Origin of the sequence: Actinoplanes hulinensis (genome assembly GCF_019429605.1) — a bacterium.
Classification (GTDB): domain Bacteria; phylum Actinomycetota; class Actinomycetes; order Mycobacteriales; family Micromonosporaceae; genus Actinoplanes; species Actinoplanes campanulatus.
In genome coordinates, this window is the sequence record NZ_JAHXZI010000011.1 from 71,992 (window position 1) to 95,036 (window position 23,045).

The window sequence follows — 23,045 nt, forward strand, 5'->3', positions numbered from 1 at the left end:
GTGCTCACAGCAAACCCCCAGAGATTGAAGGTCAGCAATGCATCAGGCCATGTCAATATTCCCCTGATCCTGACGTGATGGCCGCCGCAGCTCCTCCGGCAGGTCGTCCGGCGGAGGCGGCGCACCCAGATCGGACGGCCGGTAACCGGTCGGATAACCCGGGTACGTGCGGTTGCTCTTCGGATTGCCGAGCACCGACTCGCGGCGCGGCGGGAAGAACCGCAACGCCCCGGCGCGGGCTTTCAGACCGGCTCCGGCCAGGGCGCCGACCCACGCGGGGGCCGGCTCGAACCCGAACGCCCGCAGCATCCGGTCGTCGAGCATCCCGCGGACGCCCAGGCGCACGGCCGGCCTCATCGGGGCGGGGAACCAGCCCGCGAACAGGCCGACGGTGTACTCCCCGATCTCACGGTTGGTGTCCGAATAGACGAAGTGCTTCTCCTCGTACGAATCCTTGAAGTTCCGGAAATCCGGAAAGGTCTGCGGGATGTCCTTGATCCCCATCCGCTTCCCGACCTCGCGGTAGTAGAAGTAGGCCGCCAGCTTCTCGTTCGAGTGCAGCGGCCGCCAGCCGTAGCGGGTGATCCAGTCGATCGGGTCGTAGATGAACGTCGACAGCACGTACAGCATGTCGTCGTTGCTGATCGTGTAGCGGCCGTGCGCCCGGTTCACCACCTTCAGCGCCTCCCGGCCGCGGTCCGAGTCGTAACCGTGCGCCGCCATCTCCGCCATCAGCAGCGCCGTGTCGTCGTACCGTCGCTGTGCTCTGTCCCGGAACTCGCCGGTCGCCGCCAGCAGCTTCGAGATGCTCGGCACGCAGTAGGTGCGGAACAGCGCGAACTCCAGCGCCCGGGTGTAGTCCCAGGGGAACTCCTGTCCGGAGGAGATCTGGTAGATCTCCAGGTGGTCCTTCTCGGGGTCCAGCGCGGCGATGCGTCTCGCCAGGTCGAAACGGCCCATCTCAGCTGATCAACTCCTTCACACGGGCGATCTGGCGCAGCGGGTCACCGAACGGGATCACGTTCAGCACGGTCACTCCGGCCTCCTTGTACGCGGCGATCCGGTCCCGGACGTACGGCTCCGGGCCGATCAGGCTGGTCAGCTCCAGCAGCTCGTCGGGGACCGCGGCCGCCGCCTCCTGTTTGTGTCCGGACAGGTACAGCTCCTGAATGCGGTCGGCGGCGGCCTCGAACCCGTACCGGCTGACCACGTCGTGGTAGAAGTTGCGGCCCTTGGCGCCCATCCCGCCGACGTACAGGGCGACGATCGGCCGGGCCAGATCACGCAGGCCGGTGACGTCGTCGCCGATCGCCAGCGGGCCGCCGGCCACCACCTCCAGCGGCGCCAGATCGGTCGGCCGTTTCGCCGTGCCCTCGGCCAGCGGCTTGCCCCACACGTCGGCGGCACGCTCCGGGATGTAGAGGAACGGCAGCCAGCCGTCGGCGATCTCGGCGGTCATCCGGACGTTCGCCGCGCCCAGCGATGCCACGTAGACCGGGATCCGGTCACGCACCGGGTGGGTGAGGATCTTCAACGGCTTGCCGAGGCCGCCGGGCAGCGGCATCCGGTAGAGCCCGTCGTGGTCGATCACCTCGCGCCGCCAGATCGCCCGGCAGATCTCGATGATCTCCCGGGTCCGGCCGATCGGCTTGTCGTAGGACACCCCGTGCCAGCCCTCCACCACCTGCGGCCCGGACGCGCCCAGACCGAGGATGGCCCGGCCGCCGGACATCGCGTCCAGCCCGGCCGCCGTCTGGGCGAGCAGCGCCGGGGTACGCGAATAGATCGGCAGGATCGCCGAGCCGATCTGCACCCGCTCGGTCTTCGCCGCGAGATAGCCCATGATCGTGGGAGCGTCGAACCCGTACGCCTCCGCCACCCACAGGATGTCGAGGCCCGCCCGCTCCCAGCCGGCCACCTCGTCCGCGGTCGTCCGCGGGTCTCCCGCATACATCAGTGTCGTTGCCAGGCGCATCGTCGAACCTCCCGTGTTTTTTGATATTTGATACGGTGAAGCCTGATAAAGCGAGAGGTAGACGGACATGCTCTCCGAAGAGGTCGCATCCGCGCTGCGGACCAGGATCATGTCCGGAGACCTTCGCCCCGGCGCCCGCATCAGGCTCGAGGAGGTCGCCGCCGGCCTCGGGGTCAGTATCACCCCGGTCCGGGAGGCGCTGCTGACACTGCGCGGCGAGGACATGGTCATCCTGGAGCCGCGCAAAGGATATGTGGTGGCCCCACTGTCCCGGCAGGACATTCTCGACGTCTTCCAGTTGCAGGGCGACATCGCCGGCGAGCTGGCCGCCCGGGTGGCCGTCGCGATCGGCGAGGCCCAGCTGGCCGAGCTGCGGGTGGCGCACGCCAAGGTGGCCCGCGCCCGCCGCGCCGCCGACGTCGAAACGCTGGAGTACGAGTTCCACCGTGCCGTGAACCGGATGGCCCACTCCCGCAAGCTCAGCTGGTTCCTGCGCACCGCCACCCGCTACACCCCGGCCCGCGTCTACTCCGCCGACCCCGGCTGGCGCGACGGCATGCGCACCGACCACGAGGCGCTGCTCACCGCCTTCGCCCAAGCCGACGCGGACGGCGCCCGCACGGCGATGACCAGGCACTTCACCGATGGGGCGGAGCGCCTGGTCAAACACCTCGACGGCCTGGGCATCTGGGACAGCTAGCTAGCGCCCGTGGCGCATCCGGAAGAGCTTCACCGCCCGCGCCATCACCTTCGGGTCCCGGTCCAGCCGCATCAGATCCAGCGGCGCCTGGAACCGCTGCCGGGTCACCGACTGCGCCCGGGAGAACTCGCGCAGCCCGTCCGCCCCGTGGATCCGGCCGAAACCGGAGTCGCCCACCCCACCGAACGGCAGTGACGGCACCCCGGCGAACCCCAGCACCGCGTTGATCGACGCCGCCCCGGTCCGCAGCCGCCGCGCGATGCCGGTCGCCGCGTGCGCGTCCTTCGTGAAGATCGACGCGGCCAGACCGTACTTCACCGCGTTCGCCCGGCGGACCGCCTCATCGAGGTCGGCGACCGGGTTCACCACCAGCGTCGGCCCGAACGTCTCCTCGGTCACCGCCGTCGAGTCCTCCGGCACGTCGGCCAGCACCACCGGCGCGATCCGGGCGCCCCGCACCGACTCCGGCCCGCCGACGATGGCCCGGCCGCCGCGGGCCAGCGCGTCCTCCACGTGCGACAGGACGATCGCCGGCTGCTCCGGGGTGGTCATCGGGCCGTAGGACGCCGACTCCGCCAGCTTCTGCAACCGGTTCAGGAAGTCCTCGTAGACGGACCGGACCACGTACACCCGCTCCACGCCGGCGCACGTCTGCCCCGAGTTGCCGAACCCGCCGAACGCCGCGGCCCGGGCCGCCGCGTCCAGGTCGGCGTCGGCCGCCACGATCAGCGCGTCCTTGCCGCCGCCCTCCACTACCAGCGGGGTCAGGGTCTCCGCGCAGGCCGCCATCACCTTGCGGGCGGTCGCCGCCGACCCGGTGAACGCGATCTTGTCCACTCCGGACCAGCACAGCGCCGCCCCGGTCGTGCCGTCACCCACCACGGCCTGGAGCACCGGCTGCTCACCCGGCCACGCCTCGGCCAGCCACTGCCCGGTGCCCGGGGTGTGCTCGCTCGGCTTGAACACGACCGCGTTGCCGGCGGCCAGCGCGTACGACACCGAGCCCAGCGGCGTGTAGACCGGATAGTTCCACGGCCCGATCACCCCGACCACACCGAGCGGCAGGTACTCCAGGGTCGCCGCGTGGTTGGCCGCCAGCATCCCGGACGGCACCTTCCGCCGGCTCAATACCTTCGGAGCGCTGCGGGCCGCCCAGTCCAGATGCTCGACCGCGAGCATCACCTCCAGGACGGCGTCGTCGACCGGTTTCCCGGTCTCCGCCGACACCAGAGCGGCCAGTTCCTCGATCCGGGTGGCGATCGCCCGCTTCCAGGCGAGCAGCCGCACCCGGCGCTCCTTGAAACTCAGGCCACCCCACCAGCGGGCGGCGTCCCGGGCCCGGTCGACGGCGGCCCGGACAGCCTCGGAATCGGCGACCGGGTACTCCCCGACGACGTCCGTGGTGCCGGGTGAGTAGGAGCGCAAGACAGTGCCCATGGCGTACTCCCGACGCTGAAAATTTGATATTTGATATGTTACGGTCGCTGTCAACATTACGCGCCACCTGCACAAACCATCGGAAGGTGACGACATGAGCATCGATCTAACGGATGAGCAGCGGGCTTTCGTGGACGCCGTCGCCGACTTCTGCCGCCGGGAGACCGGCACCCGCGAACAGCGCGGCGACGGCCCCCACCACCCCGACATCTACCGCAAGATGGCCGACCTCGGCTGGCTCGGCGTCACCGTCCCCGACCAGTACGGCGGGGCCGGCGCCGGCATGGTCGACACCTGCCTCTTCCTCGAACAGGTCGGCTACGGCCAGGCTCCCGTCGGCGGCTTCACCACCTCCGCGATCGTCGCCGCCGCCGTCGAACGCTCCGGCAGCGAACCCCAGAAGAAGACCGTCCTCGGCGGCCTCGCCACCGGCCGCGTCTACGCCATCGCCATGTCCGAACCGGAAGCCGGCTCCGACGTCGCCAACCTCTCCTGCCGTGCCGTGCTCACCGACGACGGCTACGTCGTCAACGGCCAGAAGACGTGGTGCTCCAACGCCCACATCGCCGACGCCATCCTGCTCGTCGCCCGCACCTCCGGCAGCCCCGGCGACCACCACGGCCTCACCATGCTGCTGGTCCCGGCCGACAGCCCCGGCCTGCGGATCAGCGGCATCGAGACGATGGGCGGCCGCGAGGTCAACGACCTCTACTTCACCGACGTCGTGGTCCCCGCCGACGCCGTCGTCGGCACCGTCGACCGCGGCTGGCAGCAGCTCATGGCCGGCCTCAACGTCGAACGCCTCATCCTCGCCGCCCTCATGCTCGGCACCGCCCAGCGCGCCTTCGACGACGCCCTCGACTTCATCAAGCAGCGCAAACAGTTCGGCCGCCCGGTCGGCTCCTTCCAGGCCCTGCGCCACCGCGTCGCCGACCTGGCCACCGAGATCGAATGCTGCCGCCTGCTCGTCCACCGCGTCGCCACTCTCGCCGATCGCGACCCCCACAAGGTCCTCCCGCGCGAAAGCTCCATGGTCAAACTCAAGACCACCGAGGTCGCCCGCCAGGTCGCGCTCGCCGGCATGCAGATGATGGGCGGCTACGGCTACGCCACCGAATACGACATGGAACGCCACGTCCGCGCCACCCTCGTCAGCACGATCTACGGCGGCACCAGCGAAATCCAGCGCGACATCATCGGCAAGACCTACGGCCTCTGAAGACCACCCCTTTCCTGTACGGGTGAGCCCGCACCACAACCACAACGACGGCCGTCCCGCCAGTTCGGGGCGGCCGTCTGCCGGGTCAAGGCCGTAGGCCCGCTGCGGGCGTGCCCGCAACCAGGGCTTTACAACGTCCCCGGCCAGTAACCACGTCCGGCACCGTGATCGCAATGCGGGTAACCCGGTGGGCGGTCTGAACCGCTCCCCGGAATGAATTCCGTTCACCGTCGGTAATGCCGCGAATACTGTGGTGTGAAGCGGCTACGGAAGGCGGGGATGCCATGGGAACGGCGACTTTCAGGCGGATGGCGGTTCTGGCGGGATTTCTCGCGAGCCTGCTGATCGCGACACCGGCCGGCGCCGACAGCGACAGCGAAACCTGGTACCAGCCGGGAGGCGACCAGTTCACCCCGTCGCTGATCTGGCATTTCGACTCAGGCACCGGCAGCGGGTATTCGACCAGCTATCTACCCAGCCAGACCGCGTGGCCGGTACAGAGCCAGAAAACCTTCACCTTCGAGGTGTCCGAGTCGACGATCACCCTGAAATACCCGGTCTGGGGCACCACCGGCACCGTCGAACTGCTCCGGTACGCCGACTCCTCCGACACCCTCACCGTCAAGGTCGACGGATACCAGCAGAAATGGTACGGCTGCCAGGCCTCCGGACTGCCGGCCGCGGTCGTCGCGGCCTGCTGAGGCAGCTCGGTCCTTGGTTTTCGCGGCCTGTTTCGGCAGCTGAGCCCGGATGCGGCCGCACGGGCGCGCCCCGGCAGATGATCGCCGGAACCTCCGGAAACGGGGCGAATGCGGCGGAACTGCCAGTCCCGTACCGGAAAAGGGGTGATGAATTTGAGAGAGTGACCCCGTGCTGAGCGAAAAAGACCGGGAAACCGCCGCCGAAGCCGGGATCGTGGTTTTCGCGAACCGGATCATCACCGAAGCGGAACCGCCGATCGACGGCGAAACCCTCGCGGCCGTGGCGGCGCGATGTCGCGGAACCATTCCGGTGGAACTGGTCGCGCTGTGGCGGACAGCTTTCGGCGGCCGCCTCGATTACGACCTGGACGCGCCCGTCTCGTTCAGCGAGGTGTTCGGTTCCCACGACGGCTATCACGACCTGTGGGGATGGATCGACCACGAGGCCGAGCTGGCCGGATCACCGAAGCTGCGGTATCTGCCGTTCGGCGGATTCGAATACCTCGACCGGCTCTATGTGGACACCGAAGGCGACGGCGCCGTCGTCTACTGGCAGCAGGGGCTCCCACCCGGATGGGAACTCGAAACCGGTGACCACGCCGATTCGCTGGCGTCCGGGCTGACCGAGCTGTTCGGGCGGCTGGCCCTGGAAGAGGACCCGTGGAACGGCGGCGAATCCGGCCTGGAACTGCGCGACGCGATCGACGAACTGGGCGGCGAATCACCGGACGTGGCCGCGAAACTGCGTGATCTGGCCCGGTCGACGATTCTCGACTGGCGTGCGGCGCTGGCAAGGGGCGAGATCGCCGCACAGCCCCGGCTACGGCGCATCGGCCTGGACCGCGCCGCCGCGACCGGCGACATCGACCTGCTCGACCGCCTGGCCGCCGCCGGCTGCGACGTGGCCGAACCGGTCCGCAACGGCCTCACCCCGATCGACATCGCCCTCGCCAACCGGCATCTCCCGGCCGTCGAATGGCTGCTCACCCGCCAGGTCCCGGTGACGAACACGCTGCGCGTCGGCGCCCACGCGGCCGACGCCACCCTGGCCCGCCGCCTCGCCGCACAGGGCGCGCTGATCACCCCCGACGCGTTCGGCCACGTCGTCGAGAGCGAGGACATGGACCTGGTGACGTTCCTGGCCGCGTCCCTGCAACCGTCGGAGGAGATGCGCCACCACGGCCCCCGGCTGCGGATGCAGGCCGCGCAGTGCCGGATTGCCGCCGACCAGACGGCCGACGAGACACTGCGCCACCGCTCAGCGGTGCTCCGGGAACTCGCCGAACGCTTCGACCCCGGCGGCCGCTAGGCTGTCGCGCGAGTGGGGACCGTAGCGCAGAGGTCGTCGCGCCGCCCTGCACAGGCGGAGGACGCCGGTTCGAATCCGGCCGGCCCTCACTCCCCTTCCGCGTACTCCTCATCGGTCGCCCCACGCAGCTCCCCGCTCTCCGGATCCGCCACGAGCCAAGGATCCCATCGTCTGCCGTCCGCAGAAACGGGTTCCCGGGGGAGTGGCGCGCTGCCAGGCTCGAACGGGTGACGACCTTCGCGCTCCAGGCCGTACCCGAAGACGCCGCCTCCTGGCTCGCCCTGGCGAGACGGACCGAGGCCGCCGGATTCGACGCCCTCTACTCGCCCGACCACCCCGGATCCTGCGCCGCCCCGAGCGTGGCCCTCGCCGCCGCCGCGGCGGTCACCGAGCGGATCGGCCTCTGCGCCTATGTGTCCAATGCGGGCGTACGCGAGCCGATCCACCTGGCCGTCGACGCCGCCACCCTGGACGTGGTCTCCGGCGGCCGGGCCCGGCTCGGCCTCGGCGCCGGGCACACCCCGGCCGAATGGCGGGCGATCGGCCGGCTACGCCCGGGCGTCCACGACCGGGTGGACCGCTGCCTGGCCGTAGCCGAGGCCACCCGGGCCCTGCTCGCCGGTGACACCGTCACCGTCCACCAGGCCGGAATCGACATGCACGAGGCCCATCTCGACAAGCCCCGCCCCGTGCAGGAACGCATTCCGCTGCTCCTGGGCACCGCCAACACCCGCATGCTGCGCTGGGCCGGCGAACACGCCGACATCGTGGGCCTGAGTGGCCTGGGCCGCACCCTCGAGGACGGCCACCGGCACGAGCCCCGCTGGCTCCCGGACCAGATCGACCACCAGATCGAGCAGGTCACGGCGGGTTCGGCCGGTCGCGACACCCCGCCCGCACTGGAGGCTCTCGTCCAGATCGTGGCGGTCACCGACGACGCCGAGGCCGAAGCCGCACCCCACGCCGAACGCATCGGCATGACGGTCGCCGACGTCCTGGCCGCGCCGTTCGTGCTGATCGGCACGGTCGCCGAGATCCGCGCCGCGATCGAACGCCACGAGAAGCGGTGGGGCATCACCCGCTACGCGGTCCGCAAAGACGCCTTCGACGCGATCCGGTCCCTCGGCCTCCTGACCGCGAGCCAGGCATCATCCTGATCCGCTTGCCGCGGCGCCGCTCAACGCGATGTCCGAATCTCGCTAGCCGCGTGCCGCGCGGCACGCTTAGCTTGCCCATGTGACCCCAGATTCTGTACGCCCGGAGCGTTCCGCCGTCGTAGCCGCAGCCGTCACGGTGGTGTTGTGGGCATCCGCGTTCGTCGGAATCCGGGCCGCCGCCCCACATTTCGCCCCCGGCTCGCTGGCCCTGGGCCGCCTGCTGGCCGGCTCCCTCACCCTGCTGATCTTCCTGCTGATCAGCCGCCAGGGCCTGCCGCCGCGGGCCGCCTGGCCGGGAATCCTGATTTCCGGGGTGGTGTGGTTCGGCGGCTACATGGTCGCCCTCAACTGGGGCGAGGAGCTCGTCGACGCCGGCACCGCCGCCATGCTGGTCAACGTGGGCCCGGCCATCATGGCCCTGCTGGCCGGTTGGCTGCTGCACGAGGGTTTCCCGCCCCGCCTGCTGGCCGGAATAGCGGTGTCCTTCGCCGGAACGGTCATCGTCGGCTACTCGATGTCCGGCGGTGGCGGTTCCTCGGTCCTGGGCGTGATCCTGTGCCTGGTGGCAGCGGTCACCTATGCGGCCGGAGTGGTGGCCCAGAAGCCCGCCTTGAAGCACGCGTCAGCGTTGCAGGCGACCACGTTCGGCTGTCTGATCGGCGCGATCGCCTGTCTCCCGTTCGCCGGCCAGCTCATCGCCGACGTCCGGGCGGCCCCCGTCGCGATCACCCTGAACGTCGTCTACCTGGGCGTCTTCCCCACCGCGATCGCGTTCACGACATGGGCGTACGCACTGGCCCGCACCACCGCGGGGAAGATGGGCTCCACCACGTACGCGGTCCCGGCCGTGGTCGTCCTGATGTCCTGGCTGATCCTCGGCGAGGTGCCCGGCTGGCTGACCCTGGCCGGCGGCGCCCTGTGCCTGGCCGGCGTAGCCGTCTCCCGCAGCCGCCCCTCCCCGGCCCGTGACCACGAGCCCGCTCGCAGTAGCTGAACCGAGCCCGCGGGGCAGGGCCGGCGGACGCCACCGGCTTCCTGGGCGAGAGAAAGCCGGTGGCTGTTGCGCCGGGCGGTGCGCTTTGGGCGTACGTCTAGAGCCGGGGTGAGCGCAACGCTTGCAGAACGTCGGGGTACAGGCGGGTTTTGATCGTGCCGAGCGCGGGGCCGGCCTTGCTCGCCAGCGACGCGGCGAGCGAGATCGCGCTCGGGAGGACGTCGTCGGCGGGGAGGGCTTGGTCGATGATGCGCAGCTCAGCGGCTTCGAGGCCGCCGTAGCGGCGGGCGGTGATCATCGCCTCGTGTGCGGTCTGTGGGGTGAGGCGGGCCTGGATGAGGGCGCTCATGCCGGGGGTGAAGGGCAGGTTGATGTCCGCTTCCGGCAGGCACCAGAAGCCGCGGTCGGCGCGCATGATGCGCAGGTCGTGGGCGAGCGAGAGCATGGCGCCTCCGGCGAAGACGTGGCCGGGCATCGCGGCCACGGTCACCATCGGGAGGGTCAGGATCCGGGCGAAGAGATCGTGTACGGAGATGGCGTACGCCAGGCGCTCCTGGGGGTGGCCGGCCAGCCAGTCGAGGTCGAGCCCGAGGCTGTAGTGGCGGCCGCTCGCGGTGGTGACCAGGGCTACCGGGCGTGGCGCGTTCCGGATGTCCGCCTCGATCTCGTCGAGCAGTTTGTTGAGCGCGGTGAGCATGTCGGGATGGAGCCGGTTCTCGGTGTCGCCGAGGTCGAGGACGTACACGTCGTCGTGGCGGTCAAGGGTCGGCATGCCGGGCCTCCTTAGTTACCTGTCGGTAACATAGCGGACCGGCCCCGGTTCGTCGATGGCTCCGAGCCCCGGCACAATGGGAGGGTTGGTTTGCCATGAGAACCCCTCAGGAGGAACGGTGGCGCTTTCGGAACGGCCGGAGAAGTGCGTGGTGGCCGTCGACGGCCCGTCCGGATCGGGCAAGTCCACCGTCTCCCGGCGACTGGCCAGCGCTGTCGACGGGGTCTACCTCGACACCGGCGCGATGTACCGGGCGATCACCTGGGCGGTCCTGCAGGGTGGCGCTGACCTGGCGGATCCCGACGCGATCGCCAAGATCGCGCTGGAGACCGAGCTGTCGATCGGCACCGACCCGACGGCCCCGCACTTCGCCGCCAACGGCACCAACGTCGACGGACCCATCCGCGGCTCCGAGGTGACCGGCGCGGTCTCCGTGGTCGCCGCCGTCCCCGCGGTCCGCAAGCACCTGGTCGCGCTCCAACGGGCGATCATCGCCGCCCACCCGCGGATCATCGTCGAGGGCCGTGACATCGCCTCCGTGGTCGCCCCCGACGCCGACCTCAAGGTCTACCTGACCGCGTCGGCCGCCGCCCGCGCCGCCCGCCGCAGCGCCGAGAACGCCACCGACGTCGCCGCGACCGAGGCCGACCTGGCCCGCCGCGACAAGCTCGACTCCAGCCGTGCCGTCGACCCGCTCAAGCAGGCGTCCGACGCCATCGAGGTCGACACCACCGGTATGGGTATCGACGAGGTCGTCCAGCATCTACTCGGTCTACTCAACAGCAAGGTAAGTAAGTGACTGAACTTCCCGCCGGCCTCGATCTCAACGACTTCGAGGGCGGGTTCGAGTTTTCCGATTCCTCCCCTGACTCCTCGTCCGAGGAATTCACCGGCCCGGTGCCCGTCGTCGCCGTCGTCGGGCGGCCCAACGTGGGCAAATCCACGCTGGTCAACCGGATCATCGGCCGTCGCCAGGCGGTCGTCGAGGACAAGCCCGGCGTGACCCGCGACCGGGTGCCCTACGACGCCCAGTGGAGCGGGCGGCGGTTCACCGTCGTCGACACCGGCGGCTGGGAGCCCGACGCCAAGGACCGTGCGGCGGCCATCGCCAACCAGGCCGAGATCGCGGTGCAGACCGCCGACGTGGTCGTGTTCGTGGTCGACGTGTCGGTCGGCGCCACGGACGTCGACGAGGCGGCCGTCAAGATGCTGCGCCGCAGCCACAAGCCGGTCATCCTGGTCGCCAACAAGGCGGACAACCAGAACCTCGAACTCGAGGCCGTCTCGCTGTGGTCGCTGGGGCTCGGCGAGCCGTACCCGATCTCGGCCCTGCACGGCCGTGGCTCCGGCGACCTGCTCGACCAGATCCTGGAGTCGCTGCCGCCGACGCCGCCGGTCACCGAGGGCGGTCCGCGCGGCCCGCGCCGGGTGGCGCTGGTCGGCCGCCCGAACGTGGGCAAGTCGAGCCTGCTCAACCGGGTCGCCAAGGAGGAACGGGCGGTCGTCGACTCGGTCGCCGGCACCACCGTCGACCCCGTCGACAGCCTGGTCGAGATGGACGGCGAGGTCTGGCAGTTCGTCGACACCGCCGGGCTCCGCAAGCGGGTGCACCAGGCCTCCGGTACGGAGTACTACGCGTCCCTGCGCACCGCCGGCGCCGTCGAGGCCGCCGAGGTCGCGGTGGTGCTGCTGGACTCCGGCGAGGTGATCAGCGAGCAGGACCAGCGGGTGATCACCCAGGTCATCGAGTCCGGGCGTGCCCTGGTCATCGCCTTCAACAAGTGGGACCTGGTGGACGAGGACCGCCGGTTCTACCTGGACAAGGAAATCGACCGGGACCTGAAGCGGGTCACCTGGGCCGTCCGGGTGAACATCTCCGCGAAGACCGGCCGCGCCGTCGACAAGCTGGCCCCGGCGATCCGCCGTGCCCTGGCGTCGTGGGAGACCCGGATCCCGACCGGCGCCCTCAACCAGTGGCTGACCGCCCTGACGCAGGCAACGCCGCACCCCGTTCGTGGTGGTCGCGCGCCGCGGGTCCTCTTCGCGACGCAGGCCGGCGTGGCGCCGCCGCGGTTCGTGTTGTTCACGACCGGCCCGTTCGACGCCGGTTACCTGCGCTTCATCGAGCGCAAGCTGCGCGAGGAGTTCGGCTTCGAGGGCACGCCGGTGGAGATCTCGGTGAAGCCCCGCAAGAAGACAGGGCCGGGGGGTCGCGGAAAAGCCCACGGGTGAGGTTGCTAGTCTTTAGGAGATGTCGCGCGGGGCTGGGGTTCCGGGCGGGATCGGGCTGTAGCGCAGCTTGGTAGCGCACTTGACTGGGGGTCAAGGGGTCGCAGGTTCAAATCCTGTCAGCCCGACTTAACAAAAGGCCAGCGTAGCTGGCCTTTTGCATTTGTCGATGTCGTGACACCTCGCCGAAACGGGCGCCCGTACGGTGACCTTGTTTGGTTCGCCGGCCCTCTCGGTGGCCGGTGACTTCATGATCGTGGTTGGTGGCGGTAGTCCCGGTGCCCCGTGACGGACGCCGTCCTCGCGGATCACGACGATGTCGACTCCCGTGGTGGCGAGTTCCGCTCGGACGCCACGAAGTCCACGACATCAGCCAGCCACTCCGCCGTCTCGTCGGTAATTCGCGATGCGACCGGGCAGACACCGCCATGATTCGGCCATCGGCGAGGATCGAGATCGGCGCCGTCGACCGTCACCTCGTAGAACTTGTGGGAGCTCCCGCTGTCCTCGGAGAGTTCGAGATACGTCGTTTCCGCCGGCATCCGGGCCACCCTTCGGCCTTGGGGGAACGCCGACGAACATAGCGAAGGGGTACGACATCGCCGGTTCGCGTGCCCGGCGTGCGGTGCTGCTGGGCGGCTCAGCCGGCGCGTTCGGTGTGGACCGCGCCCACGGCGGCCAGGAGGAGGGCTTCGTCGAGGCGGGCGGGCCGGTACCCATTACACTCCTTGATCGCGCCCAGCCTCCAGGTCACCGTGTCCGGGCGGGGCGACGCGAGGCTGGAGACGGAGAGGCACATGCGGACCGCCGGGCAGTACCGTTTGCAGCAGGCGCTGAGCACCTGCGAGGTCGGTGACGTCTGGTCGGGCGTCGGAGCGCGCGGAGAAGCCGTCACCGTGGCCGTGCTCAATGAGCTGGCCTCAGCCGACGATCGCTGGCGCAAAGCGTTCGGGGCCGCGGCGGACGCGCTCGCCAACGCCACCGCCGACCGTCTCCCGATCGTCGGCAGGGACTACCAGGGCCCGCGGCCGTGGGTGGCCTGCGCGCCGGAGCAGGGCAGCGGCGCCGGGCAGGTCTTCGAGGTGCTCGGGCAGCGCCTTGTTCCGGTCGCCGTTCCGGAGGTGGCGCCCGCACCCGCGCCGACGCCTGCACCCGCGCCTACGCCTGCACCCGCGCCTACGCCTGCACCCGCGCCTACGCCTGCACCCGCGCCTACGCCTGCACCCGCGCCTACGCCCGCGCCTGCACCCGCGCCTGCGCCTGCACCCGCGCCTGCGCCTGCACCCGCGCCTGCGCCCGCGCCAAAACCCGCGCCGAGGCCTGTGGAAGCCGAGGTGTCCACACCGGTGGACGACCCGGCGGTCGCCCGGGTCGGACCGTCGTCTCACGCTGAGCGAAACGACCGGCCCGTACCCCCGCTGCGGTTTCCGCCCAGGCCGCCCGTCAAGCGGCGGCGTGCCGGCCTGGTCGTCGCACTGGCGGCCCTCGCCGGGCTGGTCGCCGGCGCCGGTGGCACGGCGGCCGGGATGTCGCTGCGTGACGACCCGGCCCCGGCTCCCCGGCCTAGCGCCACGCTGGCGCCGACCGACGAGCAGTTGCTGCTGGGCGATCCCACCGCGCCGGGGGTGGAGCCGCCGGTCGGCGGCGGCTGGCCGTCGTCCTGGCCGACCTTCGTGTCCACCGAGCCGACGAAGCCCATCAAGGGGCTGGACGGCGTCGGCTTCGACTTCCGCGTCCCGCCGACGTGGAACTGTGAGCAGGTGGCCACGGCGGCGGCCGCGGCTCACTACCGGTGCGGCGGCGGGGACGCGGGCGGTGGCGACCTGACCGTGCGGACCTGCGAGACGCCGTGCACCGAGGATCGGCGCACGGCTCTGCGGCAGCGCGAGGAGGCGTGGGGCCTGCAGTGGACCCGCAGCGGCCCGTTCGCCACCTGGGCCGAGACCACCCAGATCGACGGCAAGCGCATGTACGGTCTGGTCTACGTCGCGTTCTGGCGGTCCACCCCGGAGGGCCAGATCGATCGTCAGCTGGTGGTGCGCCTGACCGCGCCGCTCGCCACCAGTGACCACCTGAAGAAGGTCGTCAACTCGATCCGTGACGAGACGTTCACCCTGTGATGATCCTCTAAGGAGTGCTCGTGGCCACGACCCTGGCGGTACCCGGGGCCTATCCGACCATAGCCGACGCTCTCGAGGTGGCGCCCGACGGAGCGGTCATCTCCCTCGCGCCCGGCACGTACGCCGAGCGGTTGCGGGTCGCCGGGCGCCGGCTCACGGTGCGGGCCGCCGGCGAGGCCGGCTCGGCGGTGATCGAGGCGACCGCGCTGGACGGCCCGGCGCTCGCCGTCGTGTCCGGTGAGGTCACGGTCGAGGGCGTGGTGTTCACCAGCGGCGACTACCCGGCGGTCACCGCCACCGGCGGCCGGCTGCGGCTGCGCCGGTGCGAGCTGTCCGCCGGCTACGGCGCCGGCCTGCAGGCCAGCGACGGCGCGACCGTCGAGGCCAGCGAGGTACGCGTGCTGCGCGGCCAGCACGGTCTCGTCTTCTCCGACGCGGGCGGAACGGTGGAGTCCTGCGAGGTGCGGGGCGTCACCGACGACGGCATCATCGTGCGCCTCGGCGCCGACCCGGTGGTGCGGAGCACGACCGTGGCGGACTGCGGTCACCGGGGCGTCTACGTCTACCAGTCCGGGCGGCCGACGATCGAACGGTGCGACATCTCGGGCACCGGTGACGCGGGCATCGTCGTGGCGAACGGCGGCGCGCCGACGATCGTGGAGAGCTGGATCCACGACACCCGGGGAGTCGGTATCGCCTTCGGCCCGGGCTGCGGTGGTGTCGTCGACCGGTGCCGGGTCGAGGCGACCGCGGCGCCCGGTGTCGACGTGGACCCGACGGCGAACCCGGCGGTCACCCTGGACGAGGGCGCGGCGCCGAAGTCCGGCGTGGGCGTCACCGACGGCGCCACCGACCGGAACGAGGCCGAGGTCGAGCAGTTGCTGGCCGAGCTGGATTCCATGATCGGTCTGGCCGGGGTGAAAGCGGAGGTCCGCGCGCTGATCGACGAGATCCAGGTGAACGAGTGGCGGCGCAGCGCGGGCCTGTCGGTGGGCGCCGCCAGTCACCACCTGATCTTCACGGGCGCCCCCGGAACCGGCAAGACGACCGTCGCGCGCATCTACGGCAAGCTGCTCAAGGCGCTGGGCGTGCTGCCCAACGGTGAGTTCCGTGAGGTGTCCCGGCGTGACCTGGTGGGCCAGTACATCGGGCACACCGCGGAGAAGACCACCAAGGTGTTCGAGGACGCGATGGGTGGCGTGCTGTTCATCGACGAGGCGTACACGCTGGCCCGTGCCGGCGGGGCGGCCGCCGACTTCGGTCAGGAGGCGATCGACACCCTGGTGAAGTTGATGGAGGACCACCGGGACCAGGTCGCGGTGATCGTCGCCGGCTACACCCGGGAGATGTCCGACTTCCTGGACGCCAACTCCGGTCTGGCGTCCCGGTTCGCCAAGACCCTGGAGTTCGAGAACTACGGACCGGACGAACTCGTGATGATCGCCGACCGGATCGCCCGGAACGACGACTACACCTTCGCGCCGGGCCTGAGTGACGCACTCCACGAGTATTTCTCCCAACTGGAGCGCGACCGTAACTTCGGCAACGCCCGAGAAGCCCGCAAGCTGCTGGAAGGCATGCGGAAAGCGCAATCCGGACGGCTGCGGGCGCTGGGCCGGATGCCCAGCCGCGAGGATCTGTGCGCGTTCGTCCTCGATGATCTGCTCACCGCGATCCGCTGATTGCCGGTACGCTGGCCGATCCGAGAGACCGAGCTTCATGATCATCCACCCGGGCAGTGACAACCACGAATGTCAGGACGCTTACCGACCATGCGGGCCACGAGCACTGATCAAACGGCGATCATCGTCCGGGTGCCCCACCAGCTGACGGAGCCGGCCGACGGTGGACCGGCGACCTGGCCGCCGTCGCCGGAGGACCGCCCGGACGAGCCGGAGCCGCTCACCAATCCGCGGCTGACCGTCCTGTCCTGGCTGGTCCCGTTCCTAGTCGCCGGTGGCCTGGGCTGGTGGAACCTGGCCAGGCCCGGGCTCAGCGAGGACGAGCTGGCCACCTGGGGCATGGTCACGATCGGCTGGGCCGAGTTCCGCGGTGTGCTGGAGAACGTGGACGCCAGCGTCGGCGCCTACTACGTCCTGTTGCGCCTGTGGGCCGCCGTCGCCGGCGACACCGACCTGCTCCTGCGACTGCCGTCGGTCCTGTTCGGAGCGGCTGCCGCGGCGGTGGTCGCCGGCATCGGGATCCGGCTGGCCGGGCGCCGTGCCGGGCTGACCGCCGGCCTGGTCTTCGCGCTGCTGCCCGGCTTCTCCCGCTACGCTCAGGACGCCCGCCCGTACGCGCTGGTCATGCTCGCCGCCGCGGTGTCGACCTACGTCCTGATCGGCCTGGTCGAGCGTCCCCGGGCCCGCGCCTACGTGGGGTATTCGTTCTCCGTGCTGGTCCTGGGCCTGTCGCACGTGGTGGCGCTGCTGCTGCTCGTCGCCCACCTGCTGCTGGTCGTCCGGGTGCGCCGTTCCTGGCGGCCGTTCCTTGCCTGGGCCTGCGCCGTGCTGGTGGGTGTCTCGCCGGCCCTGCCGGTGCTCTATCTGGGCCAGGTGCAGAGCGGCGGCCAGATCGGCTGGATCCCGCCGCTGACCTGGGACCGCCTCGCCGAGACGCCGGAGCGCCTGTTCGGCGCCACGATCATCGCGGGTGCGGTGATCGTGCTCGCACTGACCGCCCTGTCGCTGCGCACGAGCGCGCACGCGCTGACCCTGTGGGCGCTGGCCCCGGTGGCCGCCCTGGCGGCTGTCGCCCAGCTCACCCCGCTGTGGGTGCCGCGCTACCTGCTGTTCGTCCTGCCCGCCTGGGCGCTGCTGGCCGGGCTGGCGCTGTGCCGGCTGAGCGTGCTGCGCGGCCTGGTGGCGGTGCTCGGGATCGGCCTGCTGGCGATCCCGGCGCAGGCTGACATCCGTACAGTGTACGGCCACGATTACGCCAGCCGCGACATCGCCGAAGTGATCAAGGCGAACCAGGCGGCGGGCGACGCGGTGCTGTTCGGGCCGTTCGCCGACGGCGACCAGCGCACCAGCCGCGACGCGTTCATGCGCTACATGCCGGCGCAGCGGCCCGCCGACAAGCTCATGGTCCGTGCCCCGCGGACCGGGGGCACCCTCGGCGCCCAGGAGTGCCCGGACGCGGAGATCCCGTCCTGTTTCGGCAAGCCGTCCCGGGTGTGGGTGGTCCGCAAGGGCGGCTGGACCAACATCGTGCAGAACATCGGGGACGCCAAGGAGGCGCTGCTGCGCCAGGACTTCGTGCAGTCGGAGATCTGGCCGCTCAAGGGCTTCACCGTGGCGCTCTACATCCGTAAGCCGGCCGGCTGACGAGGCGAGGACGGATGACGGCGACCCAACCCGACGACACGGTGATCATCGAGATACCGACGGCCCTTCTCCCGGTGATCGGGGATCGCGGCCGGCCGCGGACGCTGTCCGACCTCATCCCGCAGCAGCGCCGGCCGAGTGTGCGGGCGGTGGGCGTGGCGTCGCGCGACCGGGCGGCCGCCCCGCTGCTGTCGCCGCCGTCCGACGAGGAGACCGGCCTCTACGGCAAGCGGCGGCTGTGGGTGCTCACCGGCTTCTCGTTGATCAGCTTCGGGTCGCTGCTGGTCAGCCAGGTGCTGTTCCTGCGGATGTCACCGTGGCTGTACCTGCTGGTGCCGGCGCTCGGGTTCACCGTGCTCTACTACCTCATCTCGCTGGCGGTGAACGTCGGCACGCCCGGGTTCGACCTGCGCCGGCACCGCGAGCTGGTGGCGAGCTGGAAACCGGAGCAGTACCCGTCGGTCGACGTCTTCCTGCCGGTCTGCGGCGAGGCCCTCGACGTGCTGCGCAACACCTGGCAGCACGTGGACATGATGGCCGACCACTACCCCGGCCGGGTCTGTGTGTACGTGCTCGACGACTCCGCCTCCTCCGAACGGCAGGAGATGGCGCTCGACTTCGGCTTCGTCTACCAGCGGCGGCCCAACCGCGGGTGGTTCAAGAAGGCCGGGAACATGCGGTACGCGTACCACCGCACGCTGGGTGACATGGTCCTGGTGCTCGACGCCGACTTCACGCCCCGCGCGGACATGCTCGACCAGACGCTGCCGTACCTGGACGCCTATCCCGACCTGGGTATCCTCCAGTCGCCGCAGTACTTCCGGCTGGCCCGCGGCCAGGGCTGGCTGGAGCGCGGCGCGGCAGCCGTGCAGGAGCTGTTCTACCGCTCGGTGCAGGTCTCCCGGCAGCACCACGAGGCCGCCATCTGTGTCGGCAGCTGCGCGATCTACCGCCGCGCCGCGCTCGACGACATCGGCGGGTCCACGCTGATCGAGCACTCGGAGGATGTGCACACCGGCTTCGACATGCGCCGCAAGGGGTGGCTGCTGCGGTACGTCCCGGTGCCGCTGGCGGCCGGCCTGTGCCCGGCCGACCTGAACTCCTTCTACACCCAGCAGTACCGCTGGTGCGCCGGCTCGATGAGCCTGCTCGGCTCGACGAAGTTCTGGAACCTGCGGATGCGGCTGCGCCAGCGCCTGTCGTACTTCTCCGGATTCTGTTATTACGCGCACACGGCTCTGTTCACGTTCGTCGGCCCGATGGTGCCGATCGTGATGCTCTTCTTCTTCCCGCAGTTCGTGAAGCTGCACCACTACCTGCTGATCGTGCCGAGCGTCCTCTACAACTTCGTGGTCTTCCCGCTCTGGCACCGCACGTCCTACCGGTTCGAGACGTGGACGGTGAAACTGGTCTACGGCTGGGCGCACGCCTTCGCCATCTGGGACCTGCTGCGGGGGCAGCCGATGGGCTGGCAGCCGACCGGCAGCACGGCGAAGAAGTCGCGCACCCGCCGGCTGCGCACCGGCATCACGCTGTGGAGTCTCGGCACCGCGCTGGTCTGGACCCTGACCGCGGCGGCCCGGATGAGCACCATGGATCTGGCCACGTTCACCCCCGCGTTCCTGGCCGGGACGGTCTACCTCGCCACGGTGCTGCAGGCGCTGCTGGTCGACCCGGTACGCGACGTCCCCCGGAGGCAGGACTCATGAGGACACCGCACCTGATCATCGCGATGTCGGTCTTCGTCGCAGGCGTGTTCGGCTACGCGGCGCTGGCTCCGTCACCGGAGGCGGACCGGGCCGCGCAGACCGTCGCGGAAGGGACCACAGTCCCGCCGAGCGCCGGCGCGAGCGCCTCCGCGGCGCCCACCGTCTACGACGTCAGTCACCTGATCAATCCGAGCCGCGACTACTTCGGCACCGCCATCTCGGGTGCGCCGCAGGACATGAGCCGGGTGGACGCCTTCGCGAAGCGGGTCGGCAAGAAGCCCAACATGATCACGATCTACGAGAGCTTCGACGACGACTTCGCGGCCTCCGAGGTGCGTGACATCTACCAGCACGGCGCGCTGCCCATCGTCCGTTGGGAGCCGTTCAAACAGGGGCTCGGTGACATCGCGGCCGGCCGCTTCGACGACTACCTGACCGAGTTCGCCACCGCGGTGCGCACGCTGAACGTGCCGATCGCGCTCACCGTCGCCCACGAGATGAACGGCCACTGGTATCCGTGGGGCACCCGCAAGAACCAGCCCCGCGACTTCGTCGCCGCCTGGCGGCACATCCACCAGATCTTCGAGCGGGCCGGGGCCACCAACGTGATCTGGACCTGGACGCCGAACGTCATCAACTACCTGCCCGGGGTCGCGCTCAAGCCGTACTGGCCGGGGGATCGGTACGTGGACTGGGTCGGCGTGGACGGCTACTTCACCCAGTCCGGCGTCAAGCACTTCACCGAGCTGTTCCGGCCAACGCTCAACGAGATCAAACGGTTCACCGCCAAGCCGGTGCTGATCGTGGAGACCGGGTCCGAGCCCGGCTCGATGCGCGCCACCGCGGTGAAGGAGCTGCTCACCGAGGTCGCGAAGAGCAAGGAGATCATCGGGTTCGTCTACTTCAACGCGCGCGGCTCCGGCGACTGGGTCCTCGACAACGATCCGAAGGCGCTCCGCGTGTTCCGTACCCACCCGGACCGCGACGACTTCTCCTTCGCCGTAAAGTGATCGTTCTCGCCGCTGTGCACCGTGGGTTGCCGGCGGTCCGGTGGAAAGGAGCGCGGTGATCGAGGGCAACGGCCATCCGGGACAGACCATGATCAACGCCACGCCGGCCGGCCCGTCACCGTCGGATGCCGCCGAGGTGCGGCCGGTACGCCGCAGCGGATACCTGGGCCCCGTCAACGTCGGCCAGATCATCGTCGCCGAGGCCGCGCTGCTCGGCGCGGGCGCGGCCGCGGCCCAGGGCCTCACCGCGGGCCTGGCCGCCGGCGCCGGCGCCGTCGCGCTGCTGGGAGTGGTCTTCGCCCGCCGGCAGGGGCGGTGGTGGCTCGAGAACCGCACTATCGCGTGGCGGCACCGCCGCCGGCGCGGCACCACCGCCGGCGGCGTGGGCGGGCCGCTGCGGGCGCTGCACGCGGTCGCCGCGGGACTGGTGGTCCGCGACGTGTCCGCACCCGACGGAGCCCGGGTGGGTGTCGCCCGCGACGACGCCGGCTGGTACAGCGTCGTCGCGCTGAACCCCACGGCGCCCGTGCATCAGGAGGCCGGCCCGGTGCCGCTGGACACCCTGACCGACGTGCTCGCCGCCACCGGTCAGCCCGGGCTGGTGGTGCAGATGGTCACCCACACCGTTCCGGCCACCGGACTGGACGTGCATCCCTCATCGCCGGCCGGCTCGTCGTACCGTCAGCTCGCCGGCTCGCTCAGCCCGGTGCCGGTGCCCGCCCACCACGAGTCCGCGGTGGTGGTCCGGATCGACGCGCGTACGCTCGCCGGGGCCCTTCTGGACCACACCGCCGACCCGGAGGCCGCGGCGGCGCTGGTCGCCAGCCTGGGCCGCAAGGTCGCCACCAGCCTGCGCCGCTTCGGCATCGGCTGCCGGGTGCTCGACGCCGCGGAGGTGACCGCCGCGCTGCTCCGCTCCTGCGACGTGGACCCGGCCACCGCCGGGGCCGTCCAGGTGCGCGAGGAGTGGACGCGATGGCACTCGGCGCGGCTGAGCCACCGTACGTTCTGGCTCAAGACCTGGCCGGGCACCACCGCCGCGATCACCGACCTGCTCACCTGGGTCTCCGCGGTGCCGGCCGCGCAGACCAGCGTGTCGCTCGTGCTGGACCCGTCGGACAGCACCGATGTCACGGTCCGCTGCCTGATCCGGCTGGCCGCCCGGCACGAGGACGACCCGCAAGCTCTGGAAAGGCACTTCGTCGAAGGTGTCAGACGGTTCGGCGGGGAGGTGGAACCGCTCGACGGCGAGCAGGGACCGGCCGCCTACGCCACAGCGCCGACGGGTGGTGGTGCGGGATGACCTATCCGGATCGGGACGGGGCCTGGCGGCCACGACCGGCGCAGCGGCCCGAGGAGGAGACGACCCAGCCGTTCCAGGCCCTTCCACCGCCGCCGTCGATCTTCGCGCCGCCGCCGGTGGCCGTGCCGCGCCCGGAGGCCCCGGTCGCGCCGGTGGCCGCCGAGCCGGTCGCGCCGGCGCCGCGGGAGACAGAGACGGCCGACCCGGTGGCGCGGCGGCTGGCGGCGCCCGCGGTGACCAGCGCACCGCTGGCCGCGCCGAGCGCGCTGGCCGCCGTCGGCGTGCCATCGGTCACCGACCGGCCGGACAGCGGCGGGCCGCCGCCGGAGGGCGGTGCCGAGGCGGCGGCCGATGCCCGGGTCCGTCCCTCCGGGCGGATGCACCGGCTGCACGCCGGCCGGCACACCATCTCCCGGGCCACGCTCAAGAGGATCACCGTGGCGCCCTCGACCGGCGCCGGCCTGATCATCGGCCGCGACCGGCAGCACGCCGCGGTCCCGTTGCGACTGTTCACCCCCGAGCCGGTACGCGTGACGCTGGTCGGCGGCGTCTGGGCCGCCCAGCTGGTGGTCTTCCGGGCGTTCTCGATGGGCGCCCGGGTGACCGTGGTGACCGACGAGCCGCACGCGTGGGCCGGGTTCGGTGAGCGGGCGACCGGTCAGCACAACCGGCTGCGCGTGCTCAACGGGCCGCCGGGACCGGCCGGGCCGGGCACCCCGCAGGCGCCGATGCTCACCGTCTACGACCTCGGGATGACCGGGCCGGCGGCGACCACACCGCTCGGCCCGTGGCGCAGCCAGCTCACCGTCCTGCGCCAACTGGACCGGTCCGGTGTGCCGGCCCTGCAGGACGCCCAGGTCGTCCTGCTGCAGCGCCTCGGCGGCGACGAGGCGGCGCTGGTCTCCTCGGCGCTACGGCTGCGCCCGCACAGCAGCCAGTTCCTGCAATTCATGGCGGACGACATGATGGCTCTGATCGACGAGGGGACGGACCGTTACCTGTTCCTCGCGCAGACCGAGGCCGAGCACCGGGAGGTCGGCGCCCCGCGGCGCTGATTCAGCGCCGCGGGCCGCCCCGCCCGCAC

21 protein-coding genes and 2 tRNA genes are annotated in these 23,045 nt (G+C 70.9%); 17 read left to right on the top strand and 6 right to left on the bottom strand.

The annotated features are described in order from the left end of the window. Positions 1-42: 42 nt before the first annotated feature. A complete protein-coding gene (locus KZ829_RS21465) occupies positions 43-960 on the bottom strand; it encodes an oxygenase MpaB family protein (protein WP_220145720.1) in 918 nt (305 codons plus the stop codon). A 1-nt stretch (position 961) separates the two neighbouring features. Further along, positions 962-1,975 (bottom strand): LLM class F420-dependent oxidoreductase, encoded by a 1,014-nt coding sequence (locus tag KZ829_RS21470; RefSeq protein ID WP_220145721.1) that lies wholly within the window; start codon positions 1,973-1,975, stop codon positions 962-964. A 67-nt stretch (positions 1,976-2,042) separates the two neighbouring features. Here KZ829_RS21470 and KZ829_RS21475 point away from each other — a divergent pair, with 67 nt between their 5' ends. Beyond that, on the top strand, positions 2,043-2,675 hold the full coding sequence (locus KZ829_RS21475; RefSeq protein ID WP_220145722.1) for a GntR family transcriptional regulator: 633 nt from the start codon (positions 2,043-2,045) through the stop codon (positions 2,673-2,675). Here the strand turns inward: KZ829_RS21475 and KZ829_RS21480 are convergent, their stop codons facing one another. After that, positions 2,676-4,112, bottom strand: coding sequence for an aldehyde dehydrogenase family protein (locus KZ829_RS21480; protein WP_220145723.1), 1,437 nt, complete (start codon positions 4,110-4,112; stop codon positions 2,676-2,678). Positions 4,113-4,206: 94 nt separating this feature from the next. On the opposite strand from KZ829_RS21480, the gene KZ829_RS21485 reads away from it, so the two are divergent. The 6 genes from KZ829_RS21485 (at position 4,207) to KZ829_RS44590 (ending at position 9,492) form a co-directional block, all read left to right on the top strand. Continuing rightward, positions 4,207-5,331 carry an acyl-CoA dehydrogenase family protein gene (locus tag KZ829_RS21485; protein ID WP_220145724.1) on the top strand — a complete coding sequence of 375 codons (1,125 nt, stop codon included), beginning with the start codon at positions 4,207-4,209 and terminating at the stop codon, positions 5,329-5,331. Positions 5,332-5,639: 308 nt separating this feature from the next. Further along, positions 5,640-6,032, top strand: a complete 393-nt coding sequence (locus KZ829_RS21490; protein WP_220145725.1) for a hypothetical protein — start codon at positions 5,640-5,642, stop codon at positions 6,030-6,032. A gap of 169 nt (positions 6,033-6,201) precedes the next feature. Continuing rightward, positions 6,202-7,341 carry an ankyrin repeat domain-containing protein gene (locus tag KZ829_RS21495; RefSeq protein ID WP_220145726.1) on the top strand — a complete coding sequence of 380 codons (1,140 nt, stop codon included), beginning with the start codon at positions 6,202-6,204 and terminating at the stop codon, positions 7,339-7,341. A gap of 14 nt (positions 7,342-7,355) precedes the next feature. After that, positions 7,356-7,430, top strand: a tRNA-Cys gene (locus tag KZ829_RS21500). A gap of 138 nt (positions 7,431-7,568) precedes the next feature. Further along, positions 7,569-8,498 carry an LLM class flavin-dependent oxidoreductase gene (locus KZ829_RS21505; protein WP_220145727.1) on the top strand — a complete coding sequence of 310 codons (930 nt, stop codon included), beginning with the start codon at positions 7,569-7,571 and terminating at the stop codon, positions 8,496-8,498. Positions 8,499-8,577: 79 nt separating this feature from the next. Beyond that, positions 8,578-9,492 carry a DMT family transporter gene (locus KZ829_RS44590; RefSeq protein WP_220145728.1) on the top strand — a complete coding sequence of 305 codons (915 nt, stop codon included), beginning with the start codon at positions 8,578-8,580 and terminating at the stop codon, positions 9,490-9,492. A 97-nt stretch (positions 9,493-9,589) separates the two neighbouring features. Here KZ829_RS44590 and KZ829_RS21515 read toward each other — a convergent pair whose 3' ends face one another. After that, complete coding sequence (locus KZ829_RS21515; RefSeq protein ID WP_220145729.1) at positions 9,590-10,264, bottom strand: enoyl-CoA hydratase-related protein; 675 nt, start codon at positions 10,262-10,264, stop codon at positions 9,590-9,592. Positions 10,265-10,382: 118 nt separating this feature from the next. Between KZ829_RS21515 and cmk the strand changes: the two genes are divergently transcribed. From cmk to KZ829_RS21530, 3 genes are all read left to right on the top strand, one after another. Continuing rightward, positions 10,383-11,063: a (d)CMP kinase gene (gene cmk, locus KZ829_RS21520; RefSeq protein ID WP_220145730.1), complete on the top strand. Its 681-nt coding sequence runs from the start codon at positions 10,383-10,385 to the stop codon at positions 11,061-11,063. After that, a complete protein-coding gene (gene der, locus KZ829_RS21525) occupies positions 11,060-12,496 on the top strand; it encodes a ribosome biogenesis GTPase Der (RefSeq protein ID WP_220145731.1) in 1,437 nt (478 codons plus the stop codon). Before cmk ends, der begins: the two co-directional genes overlap by 4 nt. A gap of 51 nt (positions 12,497-12,547) precedes the next feature. Beyond that, positions 12,548-12,621, top strand: a tRNA-Pro gene (locus tag KZ829_RS21530). Positions 12,622-12,801: 180 nt separating this feature from the next. Here KZ829_RS21530 and KZ829_RS21535 read toward each other — a convergent pair. Next, on the bottom strand, positions 12,802-13,035 hold the full coding sequence (locus KZ829_RS21535) for a hypothetical protein (protein ID WP_220145936.1): 234 nt from the start codon (positions 13,033-13,035) through the stop codon (positions 12,802-12,804). Positions 13,036-13,133: 98 nt separating this feature from the next. Further along, on the bottom strand, positions 13,134-13,388 hold the full coding sequence (locus KZ829_RS21540; protein WP_220145732.1) for a hypothetical protein: 255 nt from the start codon (positions 13,386-13,388) through the stop codon (positions 13,134-13,136). Positions 13,389-13,827: 439 nt separating this feature from the next. Here KZ829_RS21540 and KZ829_RS21545 point away from each other — a divergent pair, with 439 nt between their 5' ends. The 7 genes from KZ829_RS21545 (at position 13,828) to KZ829_RS21575 (ending at position 23,016) form a co-directional block, all read left to right on the top strand. Next, positions 13,828-14,613 carry a hypothetical protein gene (locus KZ829_RS21545; RefSeq protein WP_220145733.1) on the top strand — a complete coding sequence of 262 codons (786 nt, stop codon included), beginning with the start codon at positions 13,828-13,830 and terminating at the stop codon, positions 14,611-14,613. Between the two features lie 20 nt (positions 14,614-14,633). Next, on the top strand, positions 14,634-16,295 hold the full coding sequence (locus KZ829_RS21550; protein WP_220145734.1) for a right-handed parallel beta-helix repeat-containing protein: 1,662 nt from the start codon (positions 14,634-14,636) through the stop codon (positions 16,293-16,295). Between the two features lie 132 nt (positions 16,296-16,427). Further along, complete coding sequence (locus KZ829_RS21555; protein ID WP_220145735.1) at positions 16,428-17,939, top strand: glycosyltransferase family 39 protein; 1,512 nt, start codon at positions 16,428-16,430, stop codon at positions 17,937-17,939. 14 nt (positions 17,940-17,953) lie between these two features. Next, the gene (locus KZ829_RS21560; RefSeq protein WP_220145736.1) at positions 17,954-19,648 is read left to right on the top strand and encodes a glycosyltransferase family 2 protein; all 1,695 of its coding nucleotides are present in this window, start codon (positions 17,954-17,956) and stop codon (positions 19,646-19,648) included. Then, positions 19,645-20,658: a glycoside hydrolase family 26 protein gene (locus KZ829_RS21565; protein ID WP_220145737.1), complete on the top strand. Its 1,014-nt coding sequence runs from the start codon at positions 19,645-19,647 to the stop codon at positions 20,656-20,658. The genes KZ829_RS21560 and KZ829_RS21565 overlap by 4 nt, the downstream gene beginning before the upstream one ends. Before the next feature lie 55 nt (positions 20,659-20,713). Beyond that, positions 20,714-21,961, top strand: a complete 1,248-nt coding sequence (locus KZ829_RS21570) for a type VII secretion protein EccE (RefSeq protein ID WP_308285601.1) — start codon at positions 20,714-20,716, stop codon at positions 21,959-21,961. Beyond that, positions 21,958-23,016 (top strand): hypothetical protein, encoded by a 1,059-nt coding sequence (locus KZ829_RS21575; protein ID WP_220145738.1) that lies wholly within the window; start codon positions 21,958-21,960, stop codon positions 23,014-23,016. The genes KZ829_RS21570 and KZ829_RS21575 overlap by 4 nt, the downstream gene beginning before the upstream one ends. The last annotated feature ends 29 nt before the right edge of the window (positions 23,017-23,045 follow it).